Source organism: Pseudonocardia sp. OZ21 (assembly GCF_059359135.1).
Genome location: NZ_JCADBN010000010.1, coordinates 203,095 through 217,369 on the forward strand (window position 1 = coordinate 203,095; position 14,275 = coordinate 217,369).

Here is a 14,275-nt window from a genome sequence, read left to right on the forward strand (position 1 = left end):
TCGTCGCGGGACGAGCACCCTGTATGTGTGAGCTCTCCCAGACGGCCTGTGGTCAGGCTTTGTGACTAAAAGTGCTGCCCTGGGAACTCGCCGGACGGGCCGCCCCTCATGTCTGCGGGTTTCCGGCCGTCGCCGGACCCACGTGCCGGACGTGTTGCCGCACCTCGCGATAGCGGTGCACCTCGTAGGCCACCAGCGCGCTGAGAACGGCGGCGAGGAAGCCCAGGGTCACGAGCGCCGGGAGCGCGGCGACCAGCGGCATCACGGCCAGCAGCACCGCCCCGACGACCAGCCGGACGGGGTTGGCCGTGCGCAGCACGTACCAGGTGAAACCGACGTGCGCGAACAGGTACAGCACCGCGCCGCCGTAGAGCGCCGCTAGCGGGATGCCGTAGAGCGGGTCGGAGATCGTGTGTCCCTCGCCGCCACCGATGTAGAGCAGGACCTTCTTCAGCCCGAGCGACATCAGGATGATCCCGATGACCATCGGCAGGTGCAGGTAGGTGTACCCGCTGCGGGCGATCCGGACCTGCCGCTCCCCACTGGTCTCGGCCAGGGCGTGTTCGGCGCGCAACGTGACGACGTCGAAGTAGAGCCACCACAGCGCGCCCGCAACAGCCAGGCCGAGCACGCCGGCGATGATGATCGGCCAGGAGACCGGCAGCTCTGCCACCCCGATGCCGATGGACACAATCGACTCGCCCAGCGCCACGATGATGATCAGCCCGTGCCGCTCGGCGAAGTGGCTCGACGAGTTGAGCCGCCAGGCGGCGCCCGCCAGGGCTGTGCCGACGTAGTCGCCGACGATCGCCCCGGCCCACAAGGCGGTCTGCACCCAACCCTCGGTCTGCGAGGCGACGAGCAGCAGCACCGTCCCCAGCACCGCGGACGGTATGACGCGCACGATCTGTGCGCGCAGCTGCGCGTCCCCGCGGCTGCACACCCAGTACATCGCCAGATGTACGGCGCGCACGCAGAAGTACGCGACGGCGAACACCACGGGTCCCGACAGGCCGCCGGGCAGGTCGTTGAACGCCTCGGGGATGGTGATCGCCCCGACGAAGACCGCCGCCATCGCGACGAACATGCCGAGCCGGATCAGCCCCTCGTCCGCCTTCGCGACGTTGCCGAGCCAGGAGTAGGCGACCCACGACCACCACATGACGACGAGGATCAGCACGCCGCGCAGTACCGCCTCGGCCGAGCTGTCCTCGGCCATCCAGTCCGTGACCCGGGTGAGCGCGAACACGAACACCAGATCGAAGAACAGCTCGAGCGTCGTGACGGTGGCGCCCTCGCCCAAGGACTCGAATCTCCTGCGGCCCGGGGTGACCGTCCGGCGCCGTCTTCCGCCTGTCACGGGCTGATCTCGACGACGACCCGGCCGGCTGAGCCGGTCCGTTCGGCGGCGTCCTGCGCATCGGCCGTCTGTTCCAGCGGGAAGCGCGCCGCGATCGGATAACGCAGGTCGCCCGCGGCGAGGGCCGCGGTGAGGTCGCGGGCCGCATCCTCGTTGGCCGGTTCGGGGAAGTCGTCGTTGCTGAGGAACTGGATCGTGATGTTCCGGAACGCGAGGGTCCAGTACGGCAGGGACGCGTCAGGATCGCTCGTCGCGTAGGTGGCGATGGTCCCGCCGACCTTGAGCACCTCGACGTCGAGTCCGGCGTTGCCGGCGATGTCGATCTCGGCGATGCGGTCGACGCCGTCCGGCGCGATCGCGCGGATCTGCTGCGCGGTGTCCTCACCGCCGAGCACGACGACGTGGTGGGCGCCCGCGGCGAGGACCTCGTCGATCTGCTCGGCGTGCCGAACCGTCGCGATGACGGTGGCGCCGCTCCGGCGCGCGATGGCGAGGGCCGCCCGGCCGACGCCGCCCAGCGGCCCGGTGACGATGATCGTCTGCCCGTCGATCGGTCCGCTCGCCAACACGGCGCGGTGACCGGTGATCCCGGGGATGCCGACCACGGCGGCCTGCTCCCACTCGACCGCGTCCGTGAGCCGCACCGCGTGCTCGGACGGCACGACTGTGTAGTCGGCGGCGGTGCCGAACGGGCGGTAGGACTGCGCCAGGTACACCCAGACACGCTCGCCGACCCGCGCGGAGTCGACGGTGGGTCCGACCGCGTCGATGGTGCCCGCCCCGTCGCCGTGCGGGATCACCCGCGGGTAGCTCATGGTCGAGCCCCAGAAACCGCGTCGCTTGCCGACGTCGCCGACGTGCACGCCGGACACCGCGACCCGCACCCGGACCTCACCGGGGCCGGGCTCGGGCGTCGGCACCTCGCCGACCCGGACGACCTCGTGAGCGGGGCCCTGCTTCTCGTAGTAGGCGGCCCGCATCAGCGCCTCGCCTCCTCGATGCGGCGTCATACGACGGCCCGGCCGCCCACGCGCTCCCGGACCCTGGGCGCGACCTCCTCGGCGAAGAGCCGGATCTGCCGCTCGTCGGCCCGTTGCGGCCACAGCACGAACGTCGTGAACGGCTGCTTGGTGGCCAGCCGGGCCAACAGCTCGACCCAGCCCTCGACATCGGCGCGGATCGGGTCGTCGCCGGATTGCGCGAGGGGCCCCCGTGTCGCCGCCCGGACGTCGACGGTGCCGACGAGCTGCGCGATGCGCCGGATGTCCGCGGGATCACGGCCGGCTCCACGCGCCGCCGTGTCGAGGACCTCGTTGCTCTCGGCCCACCGCTCGTAGGGCAGGTAGGACGGGATCGGAGCCGCCCAGCCGTCAGCGAGCTGTCCGGTCAGCGCGAGGCTGAGCGGGCCCTGTGACCCGACCCAGATCTCCACGCCGCCGGGACCCGGCTCCTGCCCGCCGACCCCGTCGACCCGGTAGAACTCGCCGTCGTAGTCGACGCTCGCGCCGGCGCTCCACAGCCCGCGCATGATCACGATCGCCTCCTCGAGCGCCCGCAGCGCCTCACGCGGGGTCCGTCGAGGCGCGCCCATGGACTCGATCGCGTCCCAGTAGCCGCCCGCGCCGAGGCCGAGCTGGAAGCGGCCCCCGGACACCTGGCTCAGCGCGCTCGCCGTCCGGGCCAGGACAGCAGGCGGGCGGAGCGGCAGATTGGCCACGTCGGGAAACACCTGGATGCGTTCCGTGTGGGCGAGGAGATCGCCGATGACGACGAACGCGTCGAGGTAGTGCGCCACGTACGGATGGTCCTGGACGCCGATGTACTCCAGTCCCGCCTGCTCGGCCACCACTGCCAACCGGCGGTTCTCCCCGAGATCGCGGGTCGGGATCAACGAGACGCCGAACTGCAGGTCCGTCACGAGGCTCTCCTCCTCACAGGTCGGAAGGGTGCGCGGGCTGCGCACCGGGCGATCAGCGGGCGACCGGGATGTCCCCGACACGACGGGAACGGTGTCCGTGCCCCTGGACACTGGTAATAATATATGACTATCAAAGAGGGTGGCTAGCCGCAAGCCAGGACGCCGGCGCGGGGACGACTGACGGGGGATGGAGTCATCGGCTCAGTCTATCGGTACCGTGATACCGTATCTGCATACCGATCATCTCGTGGTCGGCTCGAGCGGCCGACGTCGGCACGCCGACGGGCGCCTCGGCTTGCATGCCCGTGACCTTGCATGCCCGTGACAACACCCGCACGTCCGCCGGGCGACGGACGGCAACCTCCGACGTTCCCTGTGGTCAGCGGTTCGTGCCGTGCGCGGTGAGACGAATCAGAAAGGCGTTGACATGCTCCCCCCATCTACTTCCTCCTCTTCTCTCGCGTCCGTCGGCGGGCCCGTCTTCTTCGCGGGAGACGAGGGTTTCGCCGACGAGGCGTCCGTGTTCAACATGTCCGTCGCACATCGGCCCTACGTGATAGTCGGCGCCACCGGAGCGGCGGACGTCCAGGCGGCGGTGCGCTTCGCCAGGACCCACGACCTGCCCGTCGCGGTTCTCAACACCGGTCACGGCCCTTCCGTGCCGATTTCCGGAGCCTCGCTCATGATCACCACGCGCCGCATGGCCGGCGTGCGAATCGACAGTGCGAAGAAGACGGCCCGGGTCGAAGCCGGCGCCCGCTGGGGCCAGGTGGTCGAAGAGGCCGCGAAAGTCGGACTCGCGCCGCTCGCCGGTTCCTCACCGCAGGTCGGCGTCGTCGGGTACACGCTCGGCGGCGGGGTCAGTGTGGCGCTGGCGCGGGCCTTCGGCTACGCGGCCGACCACGTGCAGGAGATCGAAGTCGTGACTGCGGACGGCGAACTCCGCCGGGTCACGCCGGACTCCGACGGAGAGTTGTTCTTCGCCCTGCTCGGCGGGAAGGGGAACTTCGGCGTCGTCACCGCGATGGAGTTCACCCTGTTTCCCGTGCGGGAGATCTACGCAGGAGCCCTGCACTTCTCGGGGGACAACGCGCGGGAAGTGTTGGAGGCCTACGAGCAGTTCACCTCGACGGCGCCGGACGAACTGACCTCTTCGATCGTCTTCCTGCGCGCACCCGACCTGCCCTTCGTCCCCGAGTTCATGCGAGGAAGGCTCACCGTCTCCATCCGGATCTCCTATCTGGGCGGAGGACCGGACGGTGAGGCGCTGATCGAACCGTTACGGGCGGTTGCGCCGGTGCTCGCCGACACCGTGACCAAGATGCCGTTCGCGCACGTCGCGTCGATCACCAATGATCCGAGCGAGTCGGCTGCCGCGGTAGAGCACTTCGCTATGCTCGACGAGTTGTCCCCGGCTGCCATGGAGGTGATTCTCGACATCGCCGGGTCCGATTCCGACTCCGCCGTCACCATGGTCAACCTGACCCATCTCGGGGGTGCGCTCGGTCGGCCGTCGGAAAAGGCGAATGCGGTGGGGCGACGTGATGCCGCATTCGCCATCTTCGCGTTCACGGTCGTGCCTCCCGGCGAGGTGCTGAACGTCGACACGGACGAGGGCCTGGAACTGACGCGCCGGCTCGCGCCGCCCGGCGGCGGCCGGAAGCACCCCGGCTACCTCTCGCCGGCGGACGCCTCCATCGAGAGTATGCGTCTGGCGTACGACGAGCCGACATACGAGCGCCTCCAAGCGGCGAAGACCCTTTATGACCCGGACAACATGTTCCGTTTCAACCACAACATCCCGCCCCGCGTGTAGTCGCCGGGCCCGAGGGCGAACAGGACCAGCAGATCTGCCGGTTTGACCATCATCCGGCCTGACTATATGGTGCGATCATGTCCGCTGCGAACCTGCCCACCACTAATCGAAAGAGACGTGCCGGTGGTGGGAAAAGGGCCCTCGTTCTGGACACGGTGGTAGAGGTGCTCGCCGAACGCGGATACGAGAACACGCGCTTCGTCGACGTATCGACGGCTGGTGGCGTGGCCATCAGTACGCTGCAGAACTACTTCGGTTCGCGCGAGGACATGGTCATCGAGGCCCTGGAACTGTCCACCAGTCGGGAGGTGGATGCGCTGGAGTCGGTAGCCGCGACCGAACGTGATCCGTGGGCGCGGCTGGTCGCGATGATCGACCGGAGTCTCAACAATCCCCATCGCACTCAGCAGATGCTCGTCGAATTCTGGCGGTCCGCCATGCGGGACGATGAACTCCGCAAATACAGTGCCGAGATGTGGGGGCGCTACCGGGCACCCTTTCTGGCCGCGGTGAGCGAAGGCCGCGAGCAGGGTGCGTTCACCCCCGCCCTCAGCCCTGACGACGTGGCGGATTTCGTGCTGTCCGCCCTCGCCGGAGCCGTCGTCTCCCGCGTCCTGCACCACCCCACGCCGTCGCCCGCCAACTTCCGCGGCGTCCTGCTCGCACAACTCCGGTCGATGCTGGGACTCGAGGTCTGGACGACGTAGCCGTGTGTGCTGGGCACGATGTGGTCAAGCGTCGACGTAGCGGCCGCGGGCCACTCCGTGCAGGTGTCCCGGTGGGAGTTTTCGGCCATATGTGACCAGCAGGAGATCCTGTGCTGCGCCGGTCAGTGGTGTGCCGGTGCCGAAGGACCAGTCGAGGTCGTCGGCCCGCAGTTCGATGCCAGTGAGGTCGGCCCCGAAGAACATCAGGGTCCGGGGGGTGACGTTCCCCAGGAGGATGCGCAGTCGGTCCTCGGGAATCCGGCGGTCGATGCCGAGGGCGACCGTGATGTCCAGGCCGTGGATCACGTCATGTCCCAGTGCCGCCGCGATCCCGCCGACCGGCGGTTTCCAGGGATGGTGTGCGTTGTCCCTGATCGCGCTGACGATCTCGGTTGTCGACAGGCGGGCCGCATCGTCGCGGGCGCACCGGTCGGCCATCCTGTTGATGTTGCCCCGGGCTTTGACGAGCTCGAGGGCCATCCTGGACAGCGGGTATCGGAATCCCATCGACATATGGGCCGCGACCTCGCGGACGCACCATCCGGTGCACAGGGTCGGTGCGTCCCACGTGGCGGTCTGCAGCTCGTCCAGTAGCGCTGCCAGCTCTCGGCGTTCTGCTGCGATCGCCGTCTTGACGTCCATCGTCTGTTTTCTCTCCTCGCAGATGTGTCCGACGGGCCGGCCGGGTTCGATGGTCGGCTCCACGGGCTGGGGTGTCGCGGTCAGCGGCAGGGCGGAGGGCCAGCACGTCAGGGTCGCCGAGCGGGCGCCGCTGCTCGCGGAGGTCGGCCTCAACTCATGTCCACCCCGACTCCCATAATGAGATTATTGTAATAATGAGATTATGAGGATGACAAGGGCGGAGACCAAGGAGCGCAACAGGCGGGCGTTGCTGGATGCCGCGCGCCGGCTCGTCGCCCGCGACGGCCACCGGGCCAGGCTCGAAGAGATCGCCGAGCAGGCCGAGCTGACCACCGGCGCCGTCTACTCGCTGTTCGGCAGCAAGAACGGCCTGCTGGTCGCGCTGGTCACCGACTACCTCGGTCCGCACTACGAAGGCGGCGACGAGTCCATCCCCGCCGACCTCGATCTCATCGAGACGGTCGACGCCTTCGCTCGCTACTACCGGCGCCGGTGCGATGATCCCGACGCGCTGAGGCACCTCTCGTTCGAGATCAGCCTGCAGGACACGGCGCTGCGCGACCCCGACCTACGGCGCAAGCTCGCCGCGTCCGTCCGAGCGCACGAACAACGACTGACCGCGCTCTTCGCCGGCAGGCCACACAGCGGCGCCACCCTCACCCCACGGCAGGCGCAACGGCTGGCCACGGCGCTCAGAGGACTCCTCGTCGGCCTCAGTCAGGCGGTCGTTCTCGGCCTGACCGACCAGGCTCCTGAGCAGTACTTCGCCACCACCGCTCGGGCCCTTGTCATCCCGGACGTTCTCGGGCCGCCCTGAACCAGCCCTCGGGGTGGATGGGGCCCGCAGCCCGTCCGACACGCCCACACGCTGCCGAGCTCGCCGCGCTGTTCCCCTCCGTGCAGGTCGACCCCGCTAGCGTCGGGGGAGAGGTAGCCGGACGGCGCGCGGAAGCGGCGACGGCACGGGGGAGGCCTGGAACGACTGGATCATCAGCGCCGCGAAGCGTCGCGACGCCGCCGCCCTCGTCTCGGGTGACTCGGCGCGGATGCCTTCGTTCGCCATCAGCGCCAGGCTCATGTCCTCCAGTACGAAATCGCTGCGCAGGGCGCCCGCTTCCTTCGCGCGCCGCACCAGGTCGAGCAGCAGGCGCAGCGTGCGATCGCGGTCGGCGGCGAAACCTGCCGCTTCGGGGAGTCGCGAGGTGAACGCGCGGGCGAAGCCGCGGTCGAGGGCGTGAACCTCCATGAGCTTCTCGAGCACCAGGCAGAACCCCGTCCACGGGTCGGCCGCCGCGAGGCCCTCTTCCACGATCGCCGAGCACAGGGTCATCTGCTCGGCGAAGGCCTCGGTCAGCAGTGCTTCCTTGGTCGGGAAATGCCGGTAGACGGTGGCGACGCCGACCTCGGCGCGCCGTGCGATCTCCCGGATCGGCACGTCGAGGCCCTCGGCGGCGAAGGCCGCGTGAGCGACCACGAGGATGCGGAGGCGGTTGTCGCGGGCGTCCGAGCGGAGCGTCGCTACCACTTGGGTCGTCACCGCTCTCACTTTAGATAAACGGACGGGGTGCTTCGTTTACGGTCCGGCGCATGAGAGCAATCCAGTTCGACCGGTACGGACCGCCCGACGTCATGCACGTCGCCGAGGTGGAGGAACCACATGCCGGGCGGGGCGAGATCCGCATCGCGGTGCGTGCCTCCGGAGTCTCACCGGGGGAGATCCGCGTCCGTTCCGGGGAGATGCGTGACGTGGTGCCCGTGACCTTCCCCTTCCGGACCGGATTCGACGCCGCGGGCGCGGTGGACGAGGTCGGTGACGGCGTCACGGGCGTGGGCATCGGGGACGAGGTCTTCGGCATGACCACGTCGGCCGTGCGCGGCGCCAATGCCGACTTCGCGGTTCTGGCCGCGTGGGCGCCCAAGCCGGCGGCGTGGAGCTGGGAGGAAGCGGGTGGAGCCGCGGGCGCCGTCGAGACCGCTACCCGGGTCCTCGACCGGCTCGGGGTCGGCGCCGGACACACCGTGCTCGTGCAGGGCGCGGCCGGTGGGGTGGGCACCGTCGCCGTCCAACTCGCGGTCGCTCGCGGCGCCACCGTGATCGGTACGGCGAGCGAGCACAACCACGACTTCCTGCGTTCCCTCGGCGCGGAGCCGACGACGTACGGGGCCGGCCTCGCCGAACGGATCCGCACGCTCGCACCGGCCGGAGTGGATGCGGTGTTCGACTGCGCCGGAGGGGCGCTGCCGGACCTCATCGCCATCGCGGGCGACCCGGCGCGTGTGGTGACGATCGCCGACGTCACTGCCGCGGCCCACGGCGTGCACATGTCGCACGGGGCGCCTGCGGACGACACGGCCGCGGCGGTGGGAGCCGCCGCGGACCCGCTGGCGGTGCACGGCCTCGCGATCGCGGTCACGCTCGCCGGCGAGGGCCGGCTGCGGGTGCCGGTCGCGGCGGCGTTCCCGCTGTCCGAGGTCGCGGCCGCGCACGAACTGAGTGAGAGCCGCCACGCCCGCGGAAAGATCGTGCTCGTGAACTGACGCGGGCCCGCTGAGATCGGGCGACTCGCGCGCGCGAATCGGGCGACTCGCGCGCGCGAATTGGGCGACTCGCGCGTCCGGAGGGGGCGACTCGCGGGCGGCGGCTCGGTCACCGGTGCTGCCCGCCGTGACCACAGCCCGTCCGGCAGCTCGAACCCACCGTGACCTGCTTACTGTCCCCGGGTGAGCGAGGTTGTCGGCATAGCGGGCGTCGAGTATCCGGTGCGCCCGATGATCGCGGTGCCGGCACTGCGGATCCCGACGAGTTGCCCCGGCGGCTGGGCCGTGGAGCCGAAGATGGACGGTTTCCGGTGCATCGCCCACCGCGGTATGAATCGGGTTGCTCTGCAGTCGCGCCAGCAGCGCCCGCTGGGTCGGTACTTTCCCGAGATCGTCTCTGCCGTCGGCGAGTTGGGCGTCGACGTGGTGCTGGATGGGGAACTGGTCCTCTGGCACGAGGGCCGGATGGACTTCACCGCGCTGCAAGGGCGGCTGCATCCCGCTGAGTCCCGAGCCCGGGAGCTGTCCCTGACCGTGCCGGCGTCTTACGTGGTGTTCGACGTTCTCGCGCTCGACGGCAAGGACGTCCGTTCCAGTTCCTACAGCGTGCGTCGGGCACTGCTCGAGGAGTTCCTCACCCGCCGGCTCCCGCATGGCCTGGTCCTCATGCCGATGTCGACCGAGCTCGCTGTGGCGCGGGCGTGGTTGCTCAACCACTCCGACGCCGGCATCGAGGGCGTCGTGGCGAAGCGGCTGGACCACCCCTACCGCGCGGGCGGCAGGACGTGGCGCAAGGTCCGCACCCGCTTCACCGCGGAAGCCGTCGTCGGCGGCGTGTTGGGCACGTTGGCCCAGCCCGAGGCGCTCATCGTCGGTCGGACTGATCACCGTGGACGGCTACGGGTCGCCGGCCGGACCACCCCGTTGTCCCGGGCTGCCCGCGGGGACATCGCCGCGGTGGTGACCGCGCCCGGTGCCGGGCATCCGTGGCCCCCGACCATCGCCTCCAGCCGGTTCGGACAGCGACCCGCTGAACCGGTGACCTACGTCCAGGTCGAGCCGACGACCGTCGTGGAGCTCGATGTCGACACAGCCTTCGAGGACGATCGGTGGCGCCACCCGCCCAGGTTCATCCGCGTCCGGCGGGACCTGTGGCCGAGCGACGTGTCCATGGCTCCACCCGTGCACTGATCCCGTCTGCGGAGAGCTCGGCTCGCCCCAGTACCTACGGAGCCGGGCTGGAGGCGACGCACTCTCAGCGGTGAGCCCCGGCTTGTAACGGATCGCGGTCAGACCCGAAAGCCCTGTGTCGGAGCACAGGAGGACACACCGTGAGCACGTCGCGGCATCCGTCGTACCCACCGCACGATCCCACCTGGCAGCAGTCGCCAACTGCCTACCTGCCGCAGCCGCCGCGAGATGTCGACGCGACGCAGCCCATCCCACTCGTGCCGCCGCCGCGGAACCGCTTCGGCGCAGTCACGTTCGGCATCGTGGTCCTGGGGGCCTTGTTGGCCGTCTTCCCGGCCACGGCAGTGCTGGGACTCCTGCTGTGTCTGTTCGCGATCATCCCGGCCATCTTCGCGTTCCGGCGGGTCCGCAAAGGCAGGGCGACCAACCGCGGCCTGTCGTTGGCTGCGCTCGGCCTGGCCCCCGTGTTCTTCATCGTGGCCGTCATCGTCGTCGGAGCCACGGCGCCGCCACCCGCGGGCACCAACGCCGGGACCACCGCGCCGATCCAGGGCGTGGCCGGACCACTGGCGTCCCCGCAGTCGCCCGGGGCCGTTCCGGCGCCGGCGCCCCAGCCCGACCTCCCGCCGACACCTGCTGCGCCCCCTGCCCCGGTTGTGGCTCCTGCTCTCGCACCGGCTCCACAGCCGTCTCCGATCGCTGCGCCTGCCCCCGCCCCACCCGTGGCCCCCAGGAATCAGCCCGCCCCGCAGCCCAAGCCGGCGCCGAAGCCGGCACCGAAGCCCGCGCCGCCACCGGCGCCCCACGACCCCCCGAAGAACAGCGCGTACTACAAGAACTGCGCGGCGGCGAAGGCCGACGGAGCTGCTCCGCTCCATGCCGGCGATCCGGGTTACCGCACCGCCTTGGACGGCGACAAAGACGGGACCGCCTGCGAGTAGGGGGCGCTGTTCACCGACGGCAGGGGCCAGGCGTCGGCCGCGATGATCTCAGGTGTGTGCCGGGCAGGGGCCGGCGTAGTTTGCGCCTCATGGCCGTGATCCACCGTGCGCAGTTGGTCCCGAACAAGCGTGAGCTGATCTCCGAATGGCTGCCGGCACGGCCGTGGTCGGGCAATCCCGCGGCCGGACCGGTCGAGCCGGTCGGTGCCTTCCGGTTCGACGACCCGTCCGGTGCGGTGGGGATCGAGACGGTCCTGGTGCGGACGGGCGACGCGCAGCTGCTCCAGGTGCCGCTGACCTACCGCGATGCGCCGCTGGCGGGCGCCGAGGACTTCCTCGTCGGCACCACGGAGCACTCCGTGCTCGGGCGCCGGTGGGTCTACGACGGGTGCGGCGACCCCGTGTACGCCGCCGCCCTCGCGACGGCGATCCTCGCAGGCGGCCGGGAGGCCGAGGAGTGGGTGGAGCAGGCGGACGGCCGCAGTGAACGCCGCGAGACCTCCGCCCGGGTGGTCGGCTCCGGTGCCGGCGGCGTCGACGCGCTGTCGGTCGTCTCGGTGTCGGTCGTGGACGGTGCCACCACCACGACGGTCGGTGCGTCCGGGCTCGATCTCGTGGTGCGGCGCATCCTCGACGGGCATGCCGGCGCCGACGACGACGTCGAGACCCTCACCGGAACCTGGCAGGGGAGCGCCGAGCCGACCCTGCTGGCGTACGCGCGTCGCCAGCCGAGCTGACCGGCGGCGGTCGACGCCATAGTCGCCCGTTCCACACCGGACGATCCGCACGTCGACGTCGTCGTCATGACGGTCTCGTCCCCGCCCACGGTGCCTTCCGCTAGCGGGGTCCATCCAGCGGGGTGAGCAGGACGATCGGGATCTCGCGGTCGGTCTTCTCCGCGTAGTCCTCGTAGAGCGGGAAGATGGTCACCATCTGGGCCCAGAGGGCCGCGCGCTCGGCCGAGGACGCGACGCGGGCGCTTCCGGTGAACCGGCGGGTGCCGACCTGCACCCCGACGTTGGGATCCGCCTCGAGGTTCTTGAACCACGCCGGGTCCTCGTCGGCACCGCCCTTGGAGGCGACAAGGACGTACTCGCCGCCCGAGGTGCCGTAGATCAGGCAGGTGCGGCGAGGCGTACCGGTCCGGCGTCCGGTCGTGGCGAGCACGAGGGTGTGCACGCCGTTGTTCTCATGCCCGTCGGTGCCCCCCGACGCCAGGTACGTGCGGGTGTGCTCGGCGACCCAGTCCCACTGCGAGTCGGTGGCGCGGTCGAGGTCCTCGGCGATGGCCATGGCGGCTGTCCTTTCGGTACGTGCGATGGTGCGGCCACGCCGGCCGCATCTGCCCCTGAGACGGAGCCGTCACGCCGGTCTCGACATCCCGGCAGCATCGCTCGGAGTCCGACTCTTCGAAAGCACGTGCTCCGGCTGACCAAGCACGCGTTGGCGACGGACGCGGCGGCGGAGCCGGTGGACGTCGGCCACGCGATGAGTGCCCTGTACGTGCCGACCAGGGAGGGTGAGCGGTGGTGGGTGGTGGCGCGGCAGAACACCCTCGTGCCCGGCTCCTGACAGCTGCGCGTGGAACGCCGAGCACGGGGAAGCGGTCGCGCGTGCTCGCCAGGAGCACGCCCAGCGCGTCTGAACGTCCGGCTCGTGCGCTTCGGGCACTTCGTGATCGCCGCGTGGAACGGCGGCGCGACCCCACCCGTTCCACCGTCATGGACGGACGAGACGTCTCTGCGCGGCTCGCCGCGGAGCGGGAGGAGACGGCGGATCGGATCGCCGGGCTGGAGCGGCAGGTCGAGGGGTTGGCCGAGCAGCAGGCCTTCGACACCCACGACGACGAGCACGACCCGGAGGGCGTGACGATCGCGGTCCAGCGCGCGCAGTTGCTGGGTCTGCTCGCCGGCGCCCGCCGGGACCTCACGGCGCTGGGCCGGGCGGCGGACCGCTTGGCCGCCGGTGTCTACGGCCGGTGCGTGCCGTGTGGGCGCGACATCGGCGAGGCACGCCTGGAGGCCGTGCCCGCCGCCGAGACGTGCATCGTCTGCGCGGAGCGCCGGTCCGGCCGCCCGCGATGACGGACGCACGTGGTGCGCTCGTCTGAACTCGGCCGCGCGTCGCGTGGCGGATTGCGCCCGGCCGCGGCTGCTAGCGTCACCTCCCGCGTGAAGGAGGACCGATGGCCGGCAAGCGGGTGACGATCCGCGACGTCGCCATTTCGGCGGGGGTGTCGTACCAGACCGTGTCGCGGGCGCTCAACGACAAGCCCGAGATCGACGCGACCACCAAGGAACGGGTGCTCGACGCCGCGCGTGAGCTCGGCTTCCGGCCCAGCAGGTTCGCCCGCGCGCTGGTCCGGCAGGACACGACGTCGGTCGGGCTGGTCATCCCCGACCTGCTGAACCCGTTCTTCACCGAGGTCGCCTCGGCCGCGCTGGAGGCGGCCAGGAAGCGCGGCTGGCACGTGGTGGTCTACGACACCGCGGGCGACGGCGAGCAGGAGCTCGGCACGCTCGAGGTGATCGGCTCGCAGGTCGACGCGATCGTCGGATACCTGAACGCCCCCACCGACGTCGTCGCCCGGTACACGGGCGGCATCCCCGTGGTCTACATCGGACGGGAGAGCGCCGGTGCGAGCTTCGGTTCGATCCGGGTGGACGGTGAGGCCGGGATCCACGCCGCCGTCGCGCACTTCGTCGCAGGCGGCAGGCGCCGGATCGGCATGCTCGACCACGAGCACGCGGCGCCCAGCGTGCGCAGCCGCTGGTACCTCGACGCGATGCGCGCGCACGGACTGGACGGCTGGGTGATCGGCGCGGCGCAATCGGTCGAGGGCGGGGAGATCGGCGTCGCTGCGCTGCTCGACGCGCACCCCGATCTCGACGGCCTGCTGACCTACAACGACGTCATCGCGATCGGCGCCGTCCGCAGGGCCAGGATGCTCGGGCGTCGGGTGCCGCAGGACTGCGCGGTGATCGGGTTCGACGGCGTGCAGATCGGCAGCCTCGTCGAGCCGCCGCTGTCCACCGTCCGGATCGACACGCGGCAACTCGGTGCGCTGGCCGTCGAGCAGGTGGCCACGCTGCTCGCCGGCGCCACCCCGGAGGTCACGACGATCACGGGCGCGCTCGTGCTGCGCGGAACGGCGTAGGCGCA

General features: G+C 70.6%; 16 protein-coding genes. 10 read left to right on the plus strand and 6 right to left on the minus strand.

The genetic code is table 11. The features are described 5' to 3' along the window. Nucleotides 1–106 precede the first annotated feature (106 nt). Genes AC5L35_RS23335 through AC5L35_RS23345 form a run of 3 tightly spaced genes read right to left on the minus strand, consistent with a single transcriptional unit; the run spans nucleotide 107 to nucleotide 3,278 of the window. Entirely contained in the window at nucleotides 107–1,303 is a 1,197-nt protein-coding gene (locus AC5L35_RS23335; RefSeq protein ID WP_495061802.1) for a low temperature requirement protein A, read from the minus strand. A 53-nt stretch (nucleotides 1,304–1,356) separates the two neighbouring features. Further along, nucleotides 1,357–2,340: an NADPH:quinone reductase gene (locus tag AC5L35_RS23340; RefSeq protein WP_495061803.1), complete on the minus strand. Its 984-nt coding sequence runs from the start codon at nucleotides 2,338–2,340 to the stop codon at nucleotides 1,357–1,359. Nucleotides 2,341–2,366: 26 nt separating this feature from the next. Then, a complete protein-coding gene (locus AC5L35_RS23345) occupies nucleotides 2,367–3,278 on the minus strand; it encodes an LLM class flavin-dependent oxidoreductase (RefSeq protein WP_495061804.1) in 912 nt (303 codons plus the stop codon). 529 nt (nucleotides 3,279–3,807) lie between these two features. Here AC5L35_RS23345 and AC5L35_RS23350 point away from each other — a divergent pair. Together AC5L35_RS23350 and AC5L35_RS23355 are read left to right on the plus strand one after the other, a co-directional pair. Further along, nucleotides 3,808–5,094, plus strand: a complete 1,287-nt coding sequence (locus AC5L35_RS23350; RefSeq protein WP_495061905.1) for an FAD-binding protein — start codon at nucleotides 3,808–3,810, stop codon at nucleotides 5,092–5,094. Nucleotides 5,095–5,171: 77 nt separating this feature from the next. Next, a complete protein-coding gene (locus AC5L35_RS23355) occupies nucleotides 5,172–5,801 on the plus strand; it encodes a TetR/AcrR family transcriptional regulator (RefSeq protein WP_495061805.1) in 630 nt (209 codons plus the stop codon). 24 nt (nucleotides 5,802–5,825) lie between these two features. Here AC5L35_RS23355 and AC5L35_RS23360 read toward each other — a convergent pair whose 3' ends face one another. After that, on the minus strand, nucleotides 5,826–6,506 hold the full coding sequence (locus tag AC5L35_RS23360) for a maleylpyruvate isomerase family mycothiol-dependent enzyme (RefSeq protein WP_495061806.1): 681 nt from the start codon (nucleotides 6,504–6,506) through the stop codon (nucleotides 5,826–5,828). Nucleotides 6,507–6,651: 145 nt separating this feature from the next. On the opposite strand from AC5L35_RS23360, the gene AC5L35_RS23365 reads away from it, so the two are divergent. Further along, a complete protein-coding gene (locus tag AC5L35_RS23365) occupies nucleotides 6,652–7,260 on the plus strand; it encodes a TetR/AcrR family transcriptional regulator (RefSeq protein ID WP_495061807.1) in 609 nt (202 codons plus the stop codon). 96 nt (nucleotides 7,261–7,356) lie between these two features. Here AC5L35_RS23365 and AC5L35_RS23370 read toward each other — a convergent pair whose 3' ends face one another. Further along, entirely contained in the window at nucleotides 7,357–7,980 is a 624-nt protein-coding gene (locus AC5L35_RS23370; protein ID WP_495061808.1) for a TetR/AcrR family transcriptional regulator, read from the minus strand. Between the two features lie 50 nt (nucleotides 7,981–8,030). Between AC5L35_RS23370 and AC5L35_RS23375 the strand changes: the two genes are divergently transcribed. The 4 genes from AC5L35_RS23375 to AC5L35_RS23390 all read left to right on the plus strand — a co-directional run bounded on the left by AC5L35_RS23375 (nucleotide 8,031) and on the right by AC5L35_RS23390 (nucleotide 11,850). After that, nucleotides 8,031–8,981, plus strand: coding sequence for an NADP-dependent oxidoreductase (locus AC5L35_RS23375; RefSeq protein ID WP_495061809.1), 951 nt, complete (start codon nucleotides 8,031–8,033; stop codon nucleotides 8,979–8,981). 183 nt (nucleotides 8,982–9,164) lie between these two features. Further along, complete coding sequence (locus tag AC5L35_RS23380) at nucleotides 9,165–10,172, plus strand: ATP-dependent DNA ligase (RefSeq protein ID WP_495061810.1); 1,008 nt, start codon at nucleotides 9,165–9,167, stop codon at nucleotides 10,170–10,172. 140 nt (nucleotides 10,173–10,312) lie between these two features. After that, the gene (locus AC5L35_RS23385) at nucleotides 10,313–11,113 is read left to right on the plus strand and encodes an excalibur calcium-binding domain-containing protein (RefSeq protein WP_495061811.1); all 801 of its coding nucleotides are present in this window, start codon (nucleotides 10,313–10,315) and stop codon (nucleotides 11,111–11,113) included. Nucleotides 11,114–11,202: 89 nt separating this feature from the next. Next, nucleotides 11,203–11,850 (plus strand): CG0192-related protein, encoded by a 648-nt coding sequence (locus AC5L35_RS23390; protein WP_495061812.1) that lies wholly within the window; start codon nucleotides 11,203–11,205, stop codon nucleotides 11,848–11,850. Between the two features lie 100 nt (nucleotides 11,851–11,950). On the opposite strand, the gene AC5L35_RS23395 is transcribed toward AC5L35_RS23390, so the two are convergent. Continuing rightward, nucleotides 11,951–12,406 (minus strand): nitroreductase family deazaflavin-dependent oxidoreductase, encoded by a 456-nt coding sequence (locus AC5L35_RS23395; protein ID WP_495061813.1) that lies wholly within the window; start codon nucleotides 12,404–12,406, stop codon nucleotides 11,951–11,953. A 126-nt stretch (nucleotides 12,407–12,532) separates the two neighbouring features. Here AC5L35_RS23395 and AC5L35_RS23400 point away from each other — a divergent pair, with 126 nt between their 5' ends. The 3 genes from AC5L35_RS23400 to AC5L35_RS23410 all read left to right on the plus strand — a co-directional run bounded on the left by AC5L35_RS23400 (nucleotide 12,533) and on the right by AC5L35_RS23410 (nucleotide 14,270). Then, a complete protein-coding gene (locus tag AC5L35_RS23400) occupies nucleotides 12,533–12,685 on the plus strand; it encodes a hypothetical protein (RefSeq protein ID WP_495061814.1) in 153 nt (50 codons plus the stop codon). A 113-nt stretch (nucleotides 12,686–12,798) separates the two neighbouring features. After that, nucleotides 12,799–13,197 carry a TraR/DksA family transcriptional regulator gene (locus tag AC5L35_RS23405; protein ID WP_495061815.1) on the plus strand — a complete coding sequence of 133 codons (399 nt, stop codon included), beginning with the start codon at nucleotides 12,799–12,801 and terminating at the stop codon, nucleotides 13,195–13,197. A 101-nt stretch (nucleotides 13,198–13,298) separates the two neighbouring features. Continuing rightward, the gene (locus tag AC5L35_RS23410) at nucleotides 13,299–14,270 is read left to right on the plus strand and encodes a LacI family DNA-binding transcriptional regulator (protein WP_495061816.1); all 972 of its coding nucleotides are present in this window, start codon (nucleotides 13,299–13,301) and stop codon (nucleotides 14,268–14,270) included. Nucleotides 14,271–14,275: the final 5 nt, after the last annotated feature.

Coding starts and splice junctions, on each gene's coding strand:
- AC5L35_RS23340 (WP_495061803.1), bottom strand. CDS start 2,340: ATGCGGGCCGCCTACTACGAGAAGCAGGGCCCCGCTCACGAGGTCGTC.
- AC5L35_RS23350 (WP_495061905.1), top strand. CDS start 3,808: ATGTCCGTCGCACATCGGCCCTACGTGATAGTCGGCGCCACCGGAGCG.
- AC5L35_RS23355 (WP_495061805.1), top strand. CDS start 5,172: ATGTCCGCTGCGAACCTGCCCACCACTAATCGAAAGAGACGTGCCGGT.
- AC5L35_RS23365 (WP_495061807.1), top strand. CDS start 6,652: ATGACAAGGGCGGAGACCAAGGAGCGCAACAGGCGGGCGTTGCTGGAT.
- AC5L35_RS23375 (WP_495061809.1), top strand. CDS start 8,031: ATGAGAGCAATCCAGTTCGACCGGTACGGACCGCCCGACGTCATGCAC.
- AC5L35_RS23390 (WP_495061812.1), top strand. CDS start 11,203: ATGGCCGTGATCCACCGTGCGCAGTTGGTCCCGAACAAGCGTGAGCTG.
- AC5L35_RS23395 (WP_495061813.1), bottom strand. CDS start 12,406: ATGGCCATCGCCGAGGACCTCGACCGCGCCACCGACTCGCAGTGGGAC.
- AC5L35_RS23410 (WP_495061816.1), top strand. CDS start 13,299: ATGGCCGGCAAGCGGGTGACGATCCGCGACGTCGCCATTTCGGCGGGG.